Below are 13,496 nucleotides of genomic sequence, written 5' to 3' on the forward strand. Positions count from 1 at the left end.
CGACAGAAGAGTATTTCGCCGCCTTCGGCCAAGCCGTCGAATATCTAGGCCGGCTGAGGGCCTAGGGTGAATTCGCGTCCTCCACGGACGCTCTGATATCTAGAACTGAATCGGCTCCCGTGATCTCAAGCACCCGTTGAAACTGCGGAGCAGGGGCAACTAGCCGAAGGCTCGTCTGATGGTTAATGCGTAGCAGTAGGTTCAAGAAAGTTGAGTCTGCGAAGGTAACACCCGAGATATCCAGCACGATGCGTTGCTGTTTCGCAGCAGCAGTTTCCATCGCCTCGGCCAGGGGACCGAGGTTGTTCAAGTCGTATTCCCCATGAGCAACGATCACCCGAGTGCCGTTCACGTCGTGCTGGACCACTGCTCCAGACCGCTCGATGGGCGCACCAGCCTGGGGTGACGCCTGCCCGTGTCTTCCTTCGGCCTCACTCATGGCAGCAAGTATGCCGCACGTTCGTGCAGCCGACGAGGCTACCTTGCGGGGCTCTCAACGCTCTTTTACCCCGGCGACGACTACCCGACATAAGGGGAGGGGGAGGTCAAAAGGATCTCGGGACGCTTCCCCGCACCCGCAGCCTTCCCTTCGCGTGAGTGCGTGGGGGTTAGCCGGAAGTCGTGGGACCGGAACCCGGACCGCTATCCGGCCAGGGCTTCGAAATCTCACCATGAATCGCGCGGAGTGACGCGTGGGGTTTCGCGCGCCTTAACAGGTCTTCTACTCATGCAACAGCGACTTCGACCCTTCGGGGGTCGGGGGAGGAAGCGCACGGGGCGGTGCGAAGACGACGGCCCGGCTTCACGGCATGTCTCCAAATGTGGCCGTGGGGTCGGGCTGTCTTCCGTTCTGTCGCCGAACGCTGCGCTCCCCTCGAACGATCTCGAAGAGACATGGGACATGAACAACACAGTCGAGCTGAAGTGCTGGGCTTGTGAGAAGCCATTCAATATTCAGTACGGCCCTGGCAGGCCGCCCCGGTATTGCGGCCCTCCCTGTAAGAACCTAGCCCGCGCCATTGCGCGCCGAGTCCGCTACGTAGAACGCATTAAGCAACAGCGCGCGACACGCGCTGAGACGTCGAACATAGAGAACAACTCCGCCAAGTAGCGGATTACAGCCGCCCTCAAGCCGCCCCACCCATTTCCGGGTGTTGGGCGGTTTTTGCATTCCTGGCCCCTTCCGGCCCCGAACAATGAAGGAATACCAATGACTGACTGCGTCGACATATTCAAGCGCCAGGCAATGAGCGCCCTTGAAAATCGGAAGAAGCTGGTAACCGAGCTTCGCTCCGTCGAGGGTGACTCGTCCCTGAGTGACGCTGCGAAGCGCACGCGCGTCGAGCGGCTCGACCGGGACATCATGCGTCTGGAGGCCGAGGCCCGCGACGCTGTCGAGCGCGGCGAACGGGAAGCCGAGGTTCGCTCTCTGGCGGGCGGCCTGGGCGTGCTGACGCCTGCGGCACCCCCGGCCAGTGACGAGGGCTCCTGGCGGGCTCTGATGCCGTCGCTCAGCGAGTACCGCGCCCTGGTGGCCGAGGGTGTGCCGGGCGACGGCGGTTACACCGTCTCCCAGCAGACGGCTACGAAGTACATCGACGCTCTCAAGGCCAAGTCGACGTTCCTGCGCGGCCTTCCGGCCGAGAGCATCGTTCCCTTCACCTCGGCGACTTTCTCTGTCCCGCAGCTTGTGTCCTCGGACGGCATGGATTACGTCGAGGAAGGCCAGTCTCTCCCCGAGGGAGACATGGTCTGGGGTGAGGTCAAGTTCGAGCCGAAAAAGATCGGCCGGATTCAGTGGGCTTCGACTGAGATTTTGGAAGACTCCGCTATCGATCTGCGTAACTCGATTGCGAATAACCTTCTGCGTGACGCTTCGCTGAAGTTCGATGCCGACGCCTTCGTCGGCTCCGGTGCCAACCCGATTAAGGGGATTGTCTCCCAGGGTGTCTCTACGACTCTCGGCACGGGAAAGGTCACCGTCACCTATGACGACCTGGCCGACGCTGTAGCCCGCATTGAAGCCATGAACGGCACTCCGTCGGTCGTGTGGGCTTCCGTCGATATGGCTGCGGCTCTCCGTAAGGAGAAGGCCGCCGGGTCGGGCACCTATCAGGCTGGTTCTCCCACGGATTCCCCGGCTTCTACGGCCTGGGGTCTTCCGATTCTCGCTAGCGCGTTCCTGCCCGCTAAGACGGTTGTGGTCGCCGACGCTTCACGGATCGTGGTTGGCGTTCGTCGAAACGCCACGGTGCGCGTAAGCGAAGATGCCCGCTTCGACAAGGATCAGGTGGGCTTCAAGCTGACTATGCGTCTTGCTGGTGTCTCTCTGGCCGAGGCTTCCTCGGCTCAGATTGTCAAGGCTGCCGCTAGCTGAGATTAGCTGTGCCTCATCCCCTCGCACCCATTCCGGGTGCGGGGGGATTTCCGCGTTTCAGGGGCCATGGGCAGATAGGCAAAGACGCCTGGCCAATCGCTCGACCGCCAAAACCCGGTACGCCTCTTGAGGCTGTAACCGGCACCCGTAAGGAACCGCTTTAGCTCCGACAGGGCCTTTTGCTGATCTTCGCCGTTAGCGTGCTTGGGTGGGTGCCATCCCACAAAGCAGCAAACGGAGGAGTAAGGGGGCCAGAAAAACCGGTCAATGTTCCCGACGAAGTATCCACTTCGTTGCGACCAGTTCGTAAGACCCGCTTCCCGCAGCAGGTGCCGAAGCTCAGCTTCGGGGCTTCTATCGGGCCAGTGAGGGCGCTCAGGATATCGTTCTTCCAAATGGTCCCAACCGTCTTTTGGGCAAGTGGCCGGCTGCACCCCATCCCGAATACGGTAGATGAGAAGGGAAGCCCGCGTATCGCGCATGGGAGAGGGCCGGGGGCCCGGCATTTGGGCGACGTAGCCGACAGACTCCAAAGCTTCAGCTACGGCACTCAGCCGAGTGCGCCAGTGGTCTTCGTTTTCAGCCTTGGACCCTTCTTCTCTGATCTTCTGGTCGGGGTGCCATTCCACTTCGACGCAGAGTTCCGCACCGTCCGGCCAATGAGCCTCGGCTACGTAGAGAGCGCGACACCAGCCGTGCCCGGGTGGAATTTGGCGGCTAAAGATTGGCAGTCCCGCCTGCCCGCCTACTCGGGTCCAATGCTGGCCGATGCCGAGCTTATCCAAGTCATGGGTGACCACGGTGGGGCCGCTCTGCGGGTCTGTCGGGTTGTATGTCGGTTGCAGCACTTGAAGCCCATTCGCAGGATAAGGAAGACGTCAGAGCCAGTAGGACCAGTTCCCGCCCGCGCACTCGGGGCAAGGAACCTTCAGCCGTTCATTGCACGTCTCGCAGCCATCCAGGCCCCCGCAGAGGGGGCACCAAAGTTCCCGGTGACCGAAGCACATCCCGCAAATGGTTGAGATCTCGTTCAGGAACTCCAACAGCGAAGGCTTTCCGAGGTCGAATCCTCGGCGGCCTCCGCGCCTCGGGGGCCTCTCTGGGGCGACGGTCACGCCCTGGCCCCGTGCGTGCACTGCCGAATGTTGCGGGCCGCGTCGAACCGCGCGTTCGCATCGCCGGACTTCGCCGCCTCGTCGAGCTTCGCCTTCTCGTCCGCACACCGGGCGCAATCGGCCTTCGGCTTGGCTTCGTACAGCCAGTCATCCAGTGCCCCGAGGGGAACCCTCTGCGGACTCACACGGCCACCCCCCACACGGTCACGACAGGGAGCTTGCGGCCGTCACCTACGGCGCTGTGCGGATGGTTGCTGATTTCCCGATTGGCACTCGCCACGGCTTCAATTACGCCCTCTTCGCGGGCGTCTTCGCGGGAGTGAGAAAGCGCGGCGCATGTCATGCACCCCTCGACCCCGACCGGTTCAAGTCCAGGAATGTTCCTCGCTGAGGGTCCGGAATGGGATTCAGCGTGCGGCTTAGGCTCCAGCATCGATCGCCCCTCGGCTCCATGTCTGTCACATCATGGTGCCAAGGGGGGTGCATGGTTAGGCGTTTTATGCGCGTCTTGGGTTAAAGATCATGAGCGGCAGGCCGCCGACCATTCCGACAGCTTCGCCCTGGCGTCTTCTCCAAAGAGTGCGCTGCTCTCATATCCCGAGAACTCTTCGAGGTAGCTTTGAACGTCTCGGTCGTCACGGAGAACGAGCAATCCCGCCGAAGTTTCGATCGTGGCCAATGATGCGTCATAGATGGTGAATGTGTTTAGGGGCGTTCTTGGCGTAGGCGTGCCCATTGGGATGAGGCCGATTCGCACGTTCGGGAGATGAGTCAACGAAGCAAGCCGGTCCATCTGCTCGGCCAAGGCTAGCGGAGCGACCACAGGCCATCTAACGGCCTGCTCGGTAAGAATGAATGTGAACCGCTTCGTCGTGTCGTAGAGGACGGCTTGACGTTCCAGCTTTCCCGCCACAGCCTTACTTGTGTCTGCCGTGGAGTGCGCAAGACTTGCCCGCACATATTCAGGAGTGGCAAGAAGGCCGGTGATCATAGACAACAGGAAGTAGCGAATGTGCGCCGAGGACGCTTCGAGCGCCTTCAGCTCGGCTTGCCTCGTTCCTAGACCCTTGCGCCGCAGCTCTCGAAGGTTCCGCCATTCAGTGTTCGCAAGCCGGGCGAGTGAGGAGACTTCTTCGATCAAGCCCGGCGGCGCGTCGAGAGCTCTCAAGATTTGTTCAACGTCGACCAGCGATGGGCGCACTTTCCCATTCTCAATCCGGGACACCTTGGATTGAGACATGTTGCAGCGCGCAGCAAGCCGGACCCCTGAGAGTCCGGCTTGCTTGCGTAGTTCTCTGAGCTTCGCGGCCAGTTCCTGACTGGACTGGCCAAGTTGCTCGGGTTCGAACGTCACTCCTTCACATACTCCAGAAACGGGATCGACTCTGCCTCGGCGATTCGCTGGTACTCGACATACGGCGCGGGATCACCCTCGTACAGCTCTCGACTGATCTGCGTTCCGTCTTCCTCGTAATGCATGAGGACGACAGTCGACCGATCAAAGATCCAGAAGTCTTGAACGCCTCGAAGAGGATTCTCGCGGCCGGTCACATCGAGAATGCGGATATCCTCACCGGCGAGCGCGTGGGGCGCGTAGTACCGCGAGAACTCGAAGCGCAGATACTCGGAAAGAGGTTGGGTCAGGATGTGCACCCGCCCCTTCCTCTTCCCTTCCTTCCGAAGCCTTTTCAGATCTTCCGTGTATGACGACGTGTATGCGTGCGGGTCGATTCGCTTACCCGCTCGGAATGCCTTGATCTCTGCGGACTCCTGCGGTACGAGGTATTGAGGCAGGGTTTCCAGTCGCCACGCTTCCGATCCGATCCCCTGGAACATTGCCCGCCACTCGTCACCATCCAAGAGCACGGAACGCCTCCCGAAGCACGCTCTCGGGAATCTCGACCAGCCCCTCACCCGTGGGCGGCTGGAAGGCTTCGGACACGTCGCCCTGCACGACGAACGTTCCCCGCTTCGTGGCGTACACGTTGGGGCAGTCGTCTTCGCCGCACTCGCCGTTGCCGTTGCCGGTAAGCCGAGTCAGTTCTTCGCGCGCCATAGCGAAACCCCCTGATACATGGCCCCGGTTGGGCCGTCAGGCACGACGGTACGAGGGCGCATGTCGGGGCGTCTATGCGTTCACGCGACTATGCGCGTTGTCGCATAAACCGGTGTCACGGCTGATCTGAGTCCACGTCGGCCAGGCCCTCTCACGGCCGTACGCGGCCCCGTGCGGGCCGATCCTGCCCGTGGGGCACCAGGGGGCGCGGCGGTGGCGTACAGCCCGCCGGGGCGGCACCGGAAGGTCCCAGAGACGCCCGAGCAGCAGACCGCGTCCGGGCACATAGAAACCCCCATCCGAAGGCGGGGGCCAGAGCCTTTGACCTGCGCTTACGCGTCCCGGACCGTGGTGTGATGCTGCACCACTGGGGGATCAACCGACCACGGGAAATTAATCCAGATCGAGTCGTCCGTGCGCTTCCACACGTACTCGCACTTCACCAGGGACTGCGACTTCTCGTAGATGACCGCGGAGCGGACCTCGGCGACGGCGTCGAGGCAGAAGTCGCGGACCAGTTTGAGCGTCTTGCCGGTGTCGGCGACGTCGTCGGTGATGAGGACCTTCTTGTCGGAGAAGTCGATGGCGTTGGGGACGGGAGCCAGCATGACCGGCATCTCCAGGGTGGTCCCCACGCCGGTGTAGAACTCGACGTTCACCAGGTGGATGTTCTTGCAGTCGAGCGCGTACGCGAGGCCGCCGGCCACGAAGACTCCGCCGCGGGCGATGGAGAGCACGACGTCGGGCTCGTAGCCGTCGTCGGCGATGGTCTGCGCGAGCTCACGCACGGCGGTGCCGAACGCCTCGTAGGTCAGGTTCTCGCGTACGGCGCTCATACCTGGGTCCGGTGGAAGTTGAGGAAGGAGCGGGAGGCGGTGGGACCGCGCTGGCCCTGGTAACGGGAGCCGTAGCGTTCGCTGCCGTAGGGGAACTCGGCCGGCGAGCTGAGCCGGAACATGCACAGCTGGCCGATCTTCATCCCCGGCCAGAGCTTGATCGGCAGCGTGGCGAGGTTCGACAGCTCCAGGGTCACGTGGCCGCTGAAACCCGGGTCGATGAAGCCCGCCGTGGAGTGGGTGACGAGGCCGAGCCGGCCGAGGGAGGACTTGCCCTCCAGGCGGGAGGCGAGGTCGTCGGGGAGGGTGATCACCTCGTACGTGGAGGCGAGGACGAACTCCCCGGGGTGCAGGATGAACGGCTCGTCACCCTCGGGCTCCACGAGCCGTGTGAGGTCGGCCTGCTCGACGGAAGGGTCGATGTGGGGGTAGCGGTGGTTCTCGAACACCCGGAAGAAGCGATCGAGGCGCACGTCGACGCTGGACGGCTGCACCATGGATTCGTCGTAGGGATCGATCCGTACCCGCCCGGCGTCGATCTCGGCCCGGATGTCCATGTCTGAGAGAAGCACGCCCCGAGGATACGCAAGGCGCGCGGACCGACCACCATCGGACGGACCCGCGCGCCTGGTACCGATCTCTAGAGCCCCTCTTTAGTGCTTCTCCAAGGTCACCTGAACGACGCTGCGAAGCCGGGCACAGCGAGGACAGCGGACAAGCCGTCCGGGGCCGAGGCGCTCGGCCTGCTGCATCGGGAACGAAGCGGTGCTGAACACGTGCCCATCGGCACAACGGACGACGGTGCGCTCCATCAAGTCCTAGAGTCCCTTCCCCAAGAGCCGCGTCGGGCTACTGCTCACCTGACGACAAAAGCCACATTACGGGATGGACGGGACGACCCTCCAGGCGGCACTCCGGTCCCGCCCAGACCCTCTTCCACCCCTCCACCGTACGCCCCAACTCCCGCGCCCCGCAGCCCCGTCCACCCCGCAGACGCACTCAGGCCCACGGCTTCGGCGCCGAGGGCCTGGGATGAGGTAAGGTAACGTTGCGTTCGACACCGGCTCCGTCCGGCGTCTCACGCGGGTGTAGTTTAATGGTAGAACATCAGCTTCCCAAGCTGAGAGCGCGAGTTCGATTCTCGTCACCCGCTCCATGATGGAACCCCAGGTCAGCGGCCTGGGGTTTGTTTGTTGTCTAGTCCAATTTTGGGGTGTCGTGCCCCCTGTGTGCCCTAAGTCGCGGCTGCGCCGCCGACCAGAGGGCCTCCCAGTTCCTGGCCACCCCCATCGGCGCCAGAGTGTCTCAAATGACGAGACGCATTTTCCGTGACCTGGGTCACAGGGCGCGCAAATGGCGTTCAAGTCTCAATCGCAAAGAGCGAGTTCTTGGCGGTCTCACGGGCTGCGCTGCCCAATGGGAGGCTGCCTGCAGGAGCGTTCGAGCTACGTCGCTGGACGTGCCCTACCGCGGCCAGTAGCGAGGCGGTTCCTTGACGGGGTCAACCGAATCGAACCGCTGCTTGCTGCCGGGGTTCAGCCCTTTGATATGAATGAGCTGTTGGCCTTCCGCCGTGTCGAGTTCACGGACAATCAGAGGCATTGCGGCGATCACTGCCCCCATGGCCAGTCCGAGGCCCGCCATGCCCTTGTGGCCGTGACTGAACCGAATGTGATGCATGCCGGATTTTTTGATGGCGGCTGTCTCCGATGGATCCTCCAGCTGACGCCCGTCTTTGGTAAGGAATGCCTCGAAGCCTCTCTTCGCCGCGTCCGGAAGGAGGGCGAGATCCTTCTTCCCAGTCCACTTGATCTCGCTGACGTGGCGTACTTCGTGCCCAGGCAGCAGCCGCCTGAGCATCTCCAGCATCTGCACCGGGACGTTCTCGTCGATGAGGATTCGCATCAGGCAGCGCGTGGTCCTGGGCTGTAGCTGTCCACGTACAGGGCGAAGGAGACCGCATCGCGGGCGGCCTCTGCTGTCACGCCGGGGTAGTAGTCGGCGATCTTCTCAGGGGGGATGCCGTCCTCCACCAGCTCTGCGACAGCGTCGAACGGGACGCGAGTGCCGGTGATCACCGGCTGCCCCCCCTGCGTGTCCGGGTCCACACTGACGTGTTGCTTGGGCCGCAGAAGGTGTGGGACCACAACGCCGGCGCGGGGCGCGAACTCCTGGAGGATGTCAGCCATGGTCGCGATGACCCGCTGCCCGGGGTGTTTGACGAGGTCCGTTGCGTGGTCGTCACTGTTGTCGCCCACAAGGACGATCGAGTCACCCTCAGCAACCAGGGAGTAGCTGGAGAGGTGCTCGACCTCACCGAATCGCTTCAGTGTGGCCAGAGCTTTGCGGATCTTCTGCAGCGATACGTCTTGCCGAAGGATCGCAAACGCGCGTAGCGCCAGCACGTCTCGGAAGGAGTAGAGAGCCGGCTTGGCCGCAAGCTCCGGGCGCAGGATGGGGCCATGGCCCCGATCTTGCCGCCATGAGCGCAGTTGCCCGGTGGTGGCCCCGGAGAGAGCTGCAGCCATACGAGTCGAGTACGCCACGGTCTACCCCCTCCAGTTCTGCGAGATCTTTCTACCCGCCAGCATCCCAGTTCTTCGCCTCAGGACGCTACCGGACGTACGAGGAGGCAGGACCGACGTCGGCACAGGACTGCCGAGACAGACCGATGGGCGTTGACCCAGGTGGCACGCTGATGGCTCATGGCCGCTCGGGGGCCAGCCGAAAGGCCGACCCCCGAACGAGAGCCGGAGCGGCTCATGCCTCGCAAGCGCCTCGCTGCCCGCCTGACGGGGTTTCGCGGAGCCTTGCGCGTACCTCATCGTCGATCCCCTGCGCCAATCTCCGCTGATGCTTCGCCGTCGAGTGCTGATAGATCAGCTGGGCCCGCTCCGAGGACTGGCCTGCGCGGACCATGGAGGTCCTTCAGCTTGGCGCCGGTGTCGGCGGCCAGGGTGTTGCCGGTGTGGCGGAGGTCGTAGAAACGGAAGTTGGCGGGCATGCCGACCTTCGTCCGAGCCCTGCGCCACTTGCGGCCGAAGGTCGAACGGCGGAAGGGAGCGCCCTTCTCCCCGACGAAGAGGAGGCCATCGCGCTCCTTCTCGGCGAACCACTGAAGGTGGCGGCGCAGCTCAGGGAGCACGAAGTCAGGCAGGTAGACGGTGCGCTTGCCCGCGCGGGTCTTGGGGTCGCCGGTGACCCGCCTGCCGTTGGTCAGCTCCGGTGAAGCCTGGCTGACGCGCAGGGAGCATTCGTCGAGATCGACACTGTGGCGGCGCAGTTCGGCCAGTTCCTCCGGGCGGAGGGAGGCGAAGGCACCGAGCAGGACCATCAGGCGCCAGCGCGGACCCATGGCATCAGCGAGGTCGAAGACCTGCTCGATGGTGGCGGTGGGCCGCTCGTCGGCCTCCTCCTTGCCGGCGCCCTTGATGCGGCACGGGGTGCTGCGGAGCAGGTCGTCATCGACCGCGGTCTGAAGGATGGCCTTCAGCAGGCGGTACGCCTTGGCGACCGTGGTGGCGCCGGTCGCCTCAGCCGCTCGGCCCGCCAGGTCCGGACGGAGGGCGGGGTGATCTCGTCCAGGTCCTTGCCTCCGAACGTCGGCAGAATATGGAGGCGCAGCAGACCGTCATAACGGTCGAGCGTGGTGGGGGCGAGGCCGCGTTCCTCCATCCAACGCAGTGCGTACTTCTCGAAGTTGACCGCGCCGGCGTCCGGATCACGCCATACGTCGCGCTCGATGTCCGCACGGACGAGGTTGAGCCAGTCCTGGGCGTCGGACCTGGTCTCGAACGTCTCCCGGCGCCTTGTGCCGCTGGCCGTCCGGTCCGAGGTACCGGGACTGCCATCGGCCGGAGGCGAACTTGCGTACGGTGCCGAACTCGCGCCGCCGCTGTGGCTTGCGTGCCGCCATCAGGCCGCCCTCCCGTAGCGGGTACGGCTACGGCGAACCGGCTCGACGGTGCGCGCCTCGACGTACTCGGCGATCGCGCTCTCGGGGACGCGGACCGGGCGGCCGAGCTTCACCTAACGGATGCGGCGCTCGGCGATCAGGCGGCGAACGAAGCGCTCGCCCGTCCCGAGCATTTCGCCGGCCTCGGCCACGGTCAGGAGGCGGTCAGGCACTCGCGGGCACCTCCTGCGTGGTGCGGGTGGTGCGCTGGGAGCGGAGGAAGACAGGGGGTATTGCGGTTCGGCGCAAGGGCGTTGGGTCCTTTACTCGGGGGCGGTTCGGCGTGGCCGGACGTTCGGCAGGCGGCGCCCGGACTACGCGGTGCGGATCCCCTGGAGGAGGGCCAGGGGCGAGACCCGTAGGGCGCGGGCGAGGGCGACGAGGTCGTCGATGTCGCAGCGGCGTTGGGCGCGTTCGATGCGGGACAGCATTGTGTTGGTCATCGGACGGCCGAGGGCGGTGACACGGGCGGCGAGCTCGCGCTGGGCGAGGCCGCGTTCGGTGCGGAGGATTTCGATGGTGCGGGCGGTCCGTATTCCGGCCGGTCCGATTTCCAGGGATCGTGCTGCCATAGCTCCATTTGTAGCTTCCATTCGCCGGTTTGGTTAACCGGCGATCGTCGACTATGTTGCGCCCGGCGGACGGGCGGGAGTTACCTCCGGGCGAGGGTCCGGGCATCCGTGGGTGTTACCTTCGCCGACCCAACAGCATGCTCTGACGTGGGGTGTTGTGTTGTAGCTTGGCGCCGCGACGGAAGTCAACGGTCTACCGATGTGATCCTCCTGGCTTCGCCTGACGGGGCATTATTTCGGCAACGGCCGATTCGGGTTTATTATTTTGGCGATGCCTTGCCCGCAGTAAGCGTTCGCCGTCGGCTGTCTGATTTCTCGGCGGAATGCTGGACTTGTGTGGCATGGATGTGGCTGTCTTGGCTATACGACGCCACCAGCCCTCCCCGCACCTTCGGACCGGGGCTGTGTGCAACCCCCTCCCTGTGCATCGCCCGACAAGGGCCGACCACACCTCCATGCCCCGACCCAGGAGCCGCCACCCGATGAGCTACGACGCCCGCGAATGGGTGTGGGACCACAGCGACAGCAAGGGCACCGCCCGCATGGTCCTCGCCCTGATCGCCGACCGGTGCCGCGACCGGCACTGCGTCGCGTACGCGTCCGTGCCCACCCTCATGAAACGCGCCAACGCCTCCCGCACCGCCGTACGCGACGCGCTGGCCAAGCTGATCGCCGACGGCGAGCTGGTACAGCTCCCCGATCGCAAGGGGCCCAGGGGGGAGACGTACTACCACCTCCCGGTTGCTGCCCGGTCCCTCGCCGAACAGGCCGCGGAGGGGGGTCGGAATCCGACCCTGTTGCCCCTTTGAAGGGGGGCCGGATTCCGACCCGCGGGGGAACGGAATCCGGCCCCCGGGGGATACGGATTCCGACCCGGAGGGGGTGCGGAATCCGACCCCCAGAACTGTAGAGAACCGAAGGTGAACGGTAAGAGCAGCAGCTCTGCCCCACTCATCTCCGCCATCGACTGGCAGATCGACGACGACGCTCGCGCCTAGCGGCGCAGATCGCGGGTGAAGCCGTATGAGGTGTTGCGATCCGCGACAAGGTGCAAGTGCGCCGACCGGAGCGGCTGCCCAGCCGCAGGGGGCCAGGGGTCTGCTTGTTCGCGGTTCCGTTCGTGGGGGACTACCTCGCGGCCGGACCCACGAAAATCTGTGTTGGCTGGAGTAGACATTAGGCGATGGGCCGGTTACGGTTTCTCTCGTAGTCGAGATCAAGAGGGCCCGGCAGAGATGAACTGCCGGGCAGCAGTGCGCAGGACGGTGCGGCGGTGGAGTTCCGAAGCCAGGGTTGTTGCAGGACGGCGACGGGACTGATGGCCGGACCGGGTGGCCCGCAGTGATCAGGGGCCGCCATGAGCAGGACCGCAGTACCCGCAGTGCAGTTTTCGAGTGGTACCCCGGTAAAGGCGTCTGACTGCGGGCGCGCGTACCGGGAGGTTCGGCAGTGGGGTTCCAAGCCAGAGCAGATGCAGGACGGGCGACGGGGCTGGCTGCCGGAGAGTGGCGCTCATTCCAGGCCACCAGCAGTACCGCAGTACCGGTTTGGCAAGTGATAGATCAGAGGAAGAACGGAGGAGCCGAGCGCCATCAGGATCGCCCGGACGAGTAGCAGGTCCGGGTACCGCAGGACATCGATAGTGAGGTGGTCTCCGGTCACGCATCCGCGATCCCCGCATCCCCGGCAGCATTCAGGCCGGGCACGCGGAAACAGAAGGCCGGCGCATTACTGGGGCCGGCAGATGGTGTAGCAGTTCCTTCGGGGCCCTGGTGCGAGATGGCACCAGGGCCCCTCCATGCGTTCCACAGAGAGGTGCAATGACAGCAGACCATTCCTTCGGCCGTCTCGACGACGACGACTACCCCGCCTACACCATGGGCCGGGCCGCCGAGCTGCTCGGCACCACCCAGAGCTTCCTGCGCGCCGTCGGCGAAGCCCGCCTCATCACCCCGCTGCGCTCCGCAGGGGGACACCGCCGCTACTCCCGCTACCAACTGCGCATCGCCGCCCGCGCCCGCAAACTCGTCGACCACGGCACCCCCATCGAAGCCGCCTGCCGCATCGTCATCCTCGAAGAACAACTCGAAGAAGCCCAGCGCATCAACGCCGAATACCGCCGCGCAGCCGAAGCGTCCAAAGCACCTGCGGCCTGAGGCAGTGCGTGATCATTACCTCAGATGACAGGGGGCGGGCGTGCAGGGCCTGCGTCAGCTGCCATGGTCCGGAAGTTCTCCATCGCCAACGTCTTCGGCGTGGGCGTTCTGCTGTGCTGCGCTGTTGCTGGTCCAGGCGGTCACCTCCGCCTTGCGCATGTTGCGGGAGGCGTACATCGGCTGGACGGCTTGAGACATGGCCGCGTCCGGTAGCTGCCGTCGCCCAAGCGGAGGGTGCTGTCGGCCGGACAGTGGGCCCCTCTCGCGGGTGGAGAGAGGGCCTGCCCTGGACAGGATCGGGATCGCGCGGCCATGGCTGCGCGACCCGAGGTGCAGCTGGGGACGGCTCTACCCCGGCCGAGAGCCCCTGGATGCCGGCGTCGGCTGAGAGCGTTCAACCGTGCCGAGACTGGAAGCGACGACGCTGCG

Annotated in this window: 14 protein-coding genes, 1 tRNA gene and 2 pseudogenes; 4 read left to right on the forward strand and 13 right to left on the reverse strand. The window is 64.6% G+C overall.

Annotated elements, in window-relative coordinates:
• Positions 1-61: 61 nt before the first annotated feature.
• Complete coding sequence (locus tag ABZT93_RS34060; RefSeq protein WP_356111970.1) at positions 62-439, reverse strand: STAS domain-containing protein; 378 nt, start codon at positions 437-439, stop codon at positions 62-64.
• A 771-nt stretch (positions 440-1,210) separates the two neighbouring features.
• Here ABZT93_RS34060 and ABZT93_RS34065 point away from each other — a divergent pair.
• The gene (locus tag ABZT93_RS34065; protein ID WP_356111972.1) at positions 1,211-2,377 is read left to right on the forward strand and encodes a phage major capsid protein; all 1,167 of its coding nucleotides are present in this window, start codon (positions 1,211-1,213) and stop codon (positions 2,375-2,377) included.
• Between the two features lie 1,111 nt (positions 2,378-3,488).
• On the opposite strand, the gene ABZT93_RS34070 is transcribed toward ABZT93_RS34065, so the two are convergent.
• The 6 genes from ABZT93_RS34070 to dcd form a co-directional block, all read right to left on the reverse strand.
• The gene (locus ABZT93_RS34070; RefSeq protein WP_356111974.1) at positions 3,489-3,677 is read right to left on the reverse strand and encodes a hypothetical protein; all 189 of its coding nucleotides are present in this window, start codon (positions 3,675-3,677) and stop codon (positions 3,489-3,491) included.
• Positions 3,678-4,012: 335 nt separating this feature from the next.
• The gene (locus tag ABZT93_RS34075; protein ID WP_356111976.1) at positions 4,013-4,846 is read right to left on the reverse strand and encodes a helix-turn-helix transcriptional regulator; all 834 of its coding nucleotides are present in this window, start codon (positions 4,844-4,846) and stop codon (positions 4,013-4,015) included.
• Positions 4,843-5,358 (reverse strand): DUF6879 family protein, encoded by a 516-nt coding sequence (locus ABZT93_RS34080; protein WP_356111977.1) that lies wholly within the window; start codon positions 5,356-5,358, stop codon positions 4,843-4,845. Before ABZT93_RS34080 ends, ABZT93_RS34075 begins: the two co-directional genes overlap by 4 nt.
• Positions 5,342-5,548 (reverse strand): hypothetical protein, encoded by a 207-nt coding sequence (locus tag ABZT93_RS34085; RefSeq protein ID WP_319198958.1) that lies wholly within the window; start codon positions 5,546-5,548, stop codon positions 5,342-5,344. Before ABZT93_RS34085 ends, ABZT93_RS34080 begins: the two co-directional genes overlap by 17 nt.
• 332 nt (positions 5,549-5,880) lie before the next feature.
• The gene (locus ABZT93_RS34090) at positions 5,881-6,384 is read right to left on the reverse strand and encodes a phosphoribosyltransferase (RefSeq protein ID WP_356111979.1); all 504 of its coding nucleotides are present in this window, start codon (positions 6,382-6,384) and stop codon (positions 5,881-5,883) included.
• A complete protein-coding gene (dcd, locus tag ABZT93_RS34095) occupies positions 6,381-6,956 on the reverse strand; it encodes a dCTP deaminase (protein ID WP_356111981.1) in 576 nt (191 codons plus the stop codon). Before dcd ends, ABZT93_RS34090 begins: the two co-directional genes overlap by 4 nt.
• A 510-nt stretch (positions 6,957-7,466) precedes the next feature.
• On the opposite strand from dcd, the gene ABZT93_RS34100 reads away from it, so the two are divergent.
• Positions 7,467-7,540 (forward strand) — tRNA-Gly (locus ABZT93_RS34100).
• A gap of 308 nt (positions 7,541-7,848) precedes the next feature.
• On the opposite strand, the gene ABZT93_RS34105 is transcribed toward ABZT93_RS34100, so the two are convergent.
• From ABZT93_RS34105 to ABZT93_RS34125, 5 genes and pseudogenes are all read right to left on the reverse strand, one after another.
• Positions 7,849-8,289, reverse strand: coding sequence for a DUF5615 family PIN-like protein (locus tag ABZT93_RS34105; RefSeq protein ID WP_356111983.1), 441 nt, complete (start codon positions 8,287-8,289; stop codon positions 7,849-7,851).
• Positions 8,289-8,912 (reverse strand): DUF433 domain-containing protein, encoded by a 624-nt coding sequence (locus tag ABZT93_RS34110; RefSeq protein WP_356111984.1) that lies wholly within the window; start codon positions 8,910-8,912, stop codon positions 8,289-8,291. Before ABZT93_RS34110 ends, ABZT93_RS34105 begins: the two co-directional genes overlap by 1 nt.
• Before the next feature lie 232 nt (positions 8,913-9,144).
• Positions 9,145-10,300 (reverse strand): annotated as a pseudogene (locus ABZT93_RS34115) (site-specific integrase).
• A pseudogene (locus tag ABZT93_RS34120) lies at positions 10,300-10,512 on the reverse strand (helix-turn-helix domain-containing protein). Before ABZT93_RS34120 ends, ABZT93_RS34115 begins: the two co-directional pseudogenes overlap by 1 nt.
• Before the next feature lie 141 nt (positions 10,513-10,653).
• Positions 10,654-10,911: a helix-turn-helix transcriptional regulator gene (locus ABZT93_RS34125; protein ID WP_356111986.1), complete on the reverse strand. Its 258-nt coding sequence runs from the start codon at positions 10,909-10,911 to the stop codon at positions 10,654-10,656.
• Between the two features lie 482 nt (positions 10,912-11,393).
• On the opposite strand from ABZT93_RS34125, the gene ABZT93_RS34130 reads away from it, so the two are divergent.
• A complete protein-coding gene (locus ABZT93_RS34130; RefSeq protein WP_356111988.1) occupies positions 11,394-11,720 on the forward strand; it encodes a helix-turn-helix domain-containing protein in 327 nt (108 codons plus the stop codon).
• 1,011 nt (positions 11,721-12,731) lie between these two features.
• Positions 12,732-13,067 (forward strand): MerR family transcriptional regulator, encoded by a 336-nt coding sequence (locus tag ABZT93_RS34135; RefSeq protein ID WP_356111990.1) that lies wholly within the window; start codon positions 12,732-12,734, stop codon positions 13,065-13,067.
• A gap of 54 nt (positions 13,068-13,121) precedes the next feature.
• On the opposite strand, the gene ABZT93_RS34140 is transcribed toward ABZT93_RS34135, so the two are convergent.
• Positions 13,122-13,265, reverse strand: coding sequence for a hypothetical protein (locus tag ABZT93_RS34140; RefSeq protein WP_356111992.1), 144 nt, complete (start codon positions 13,263-13,265; stop codon positions 13,122-13,124).
• Between the last annotated feature and the right edge of the window lie 231 nt (positions 13,266-13,496).

The sequence above is a fragment of the Streptomyces sp. NPDC005303 genome (assembly GCF_040607335.1).
Lineage (GTDB): Bacteria > Actinomycetota > Actinomycetes > Streptomycetales > Streptomycetaceae > Streptomyces.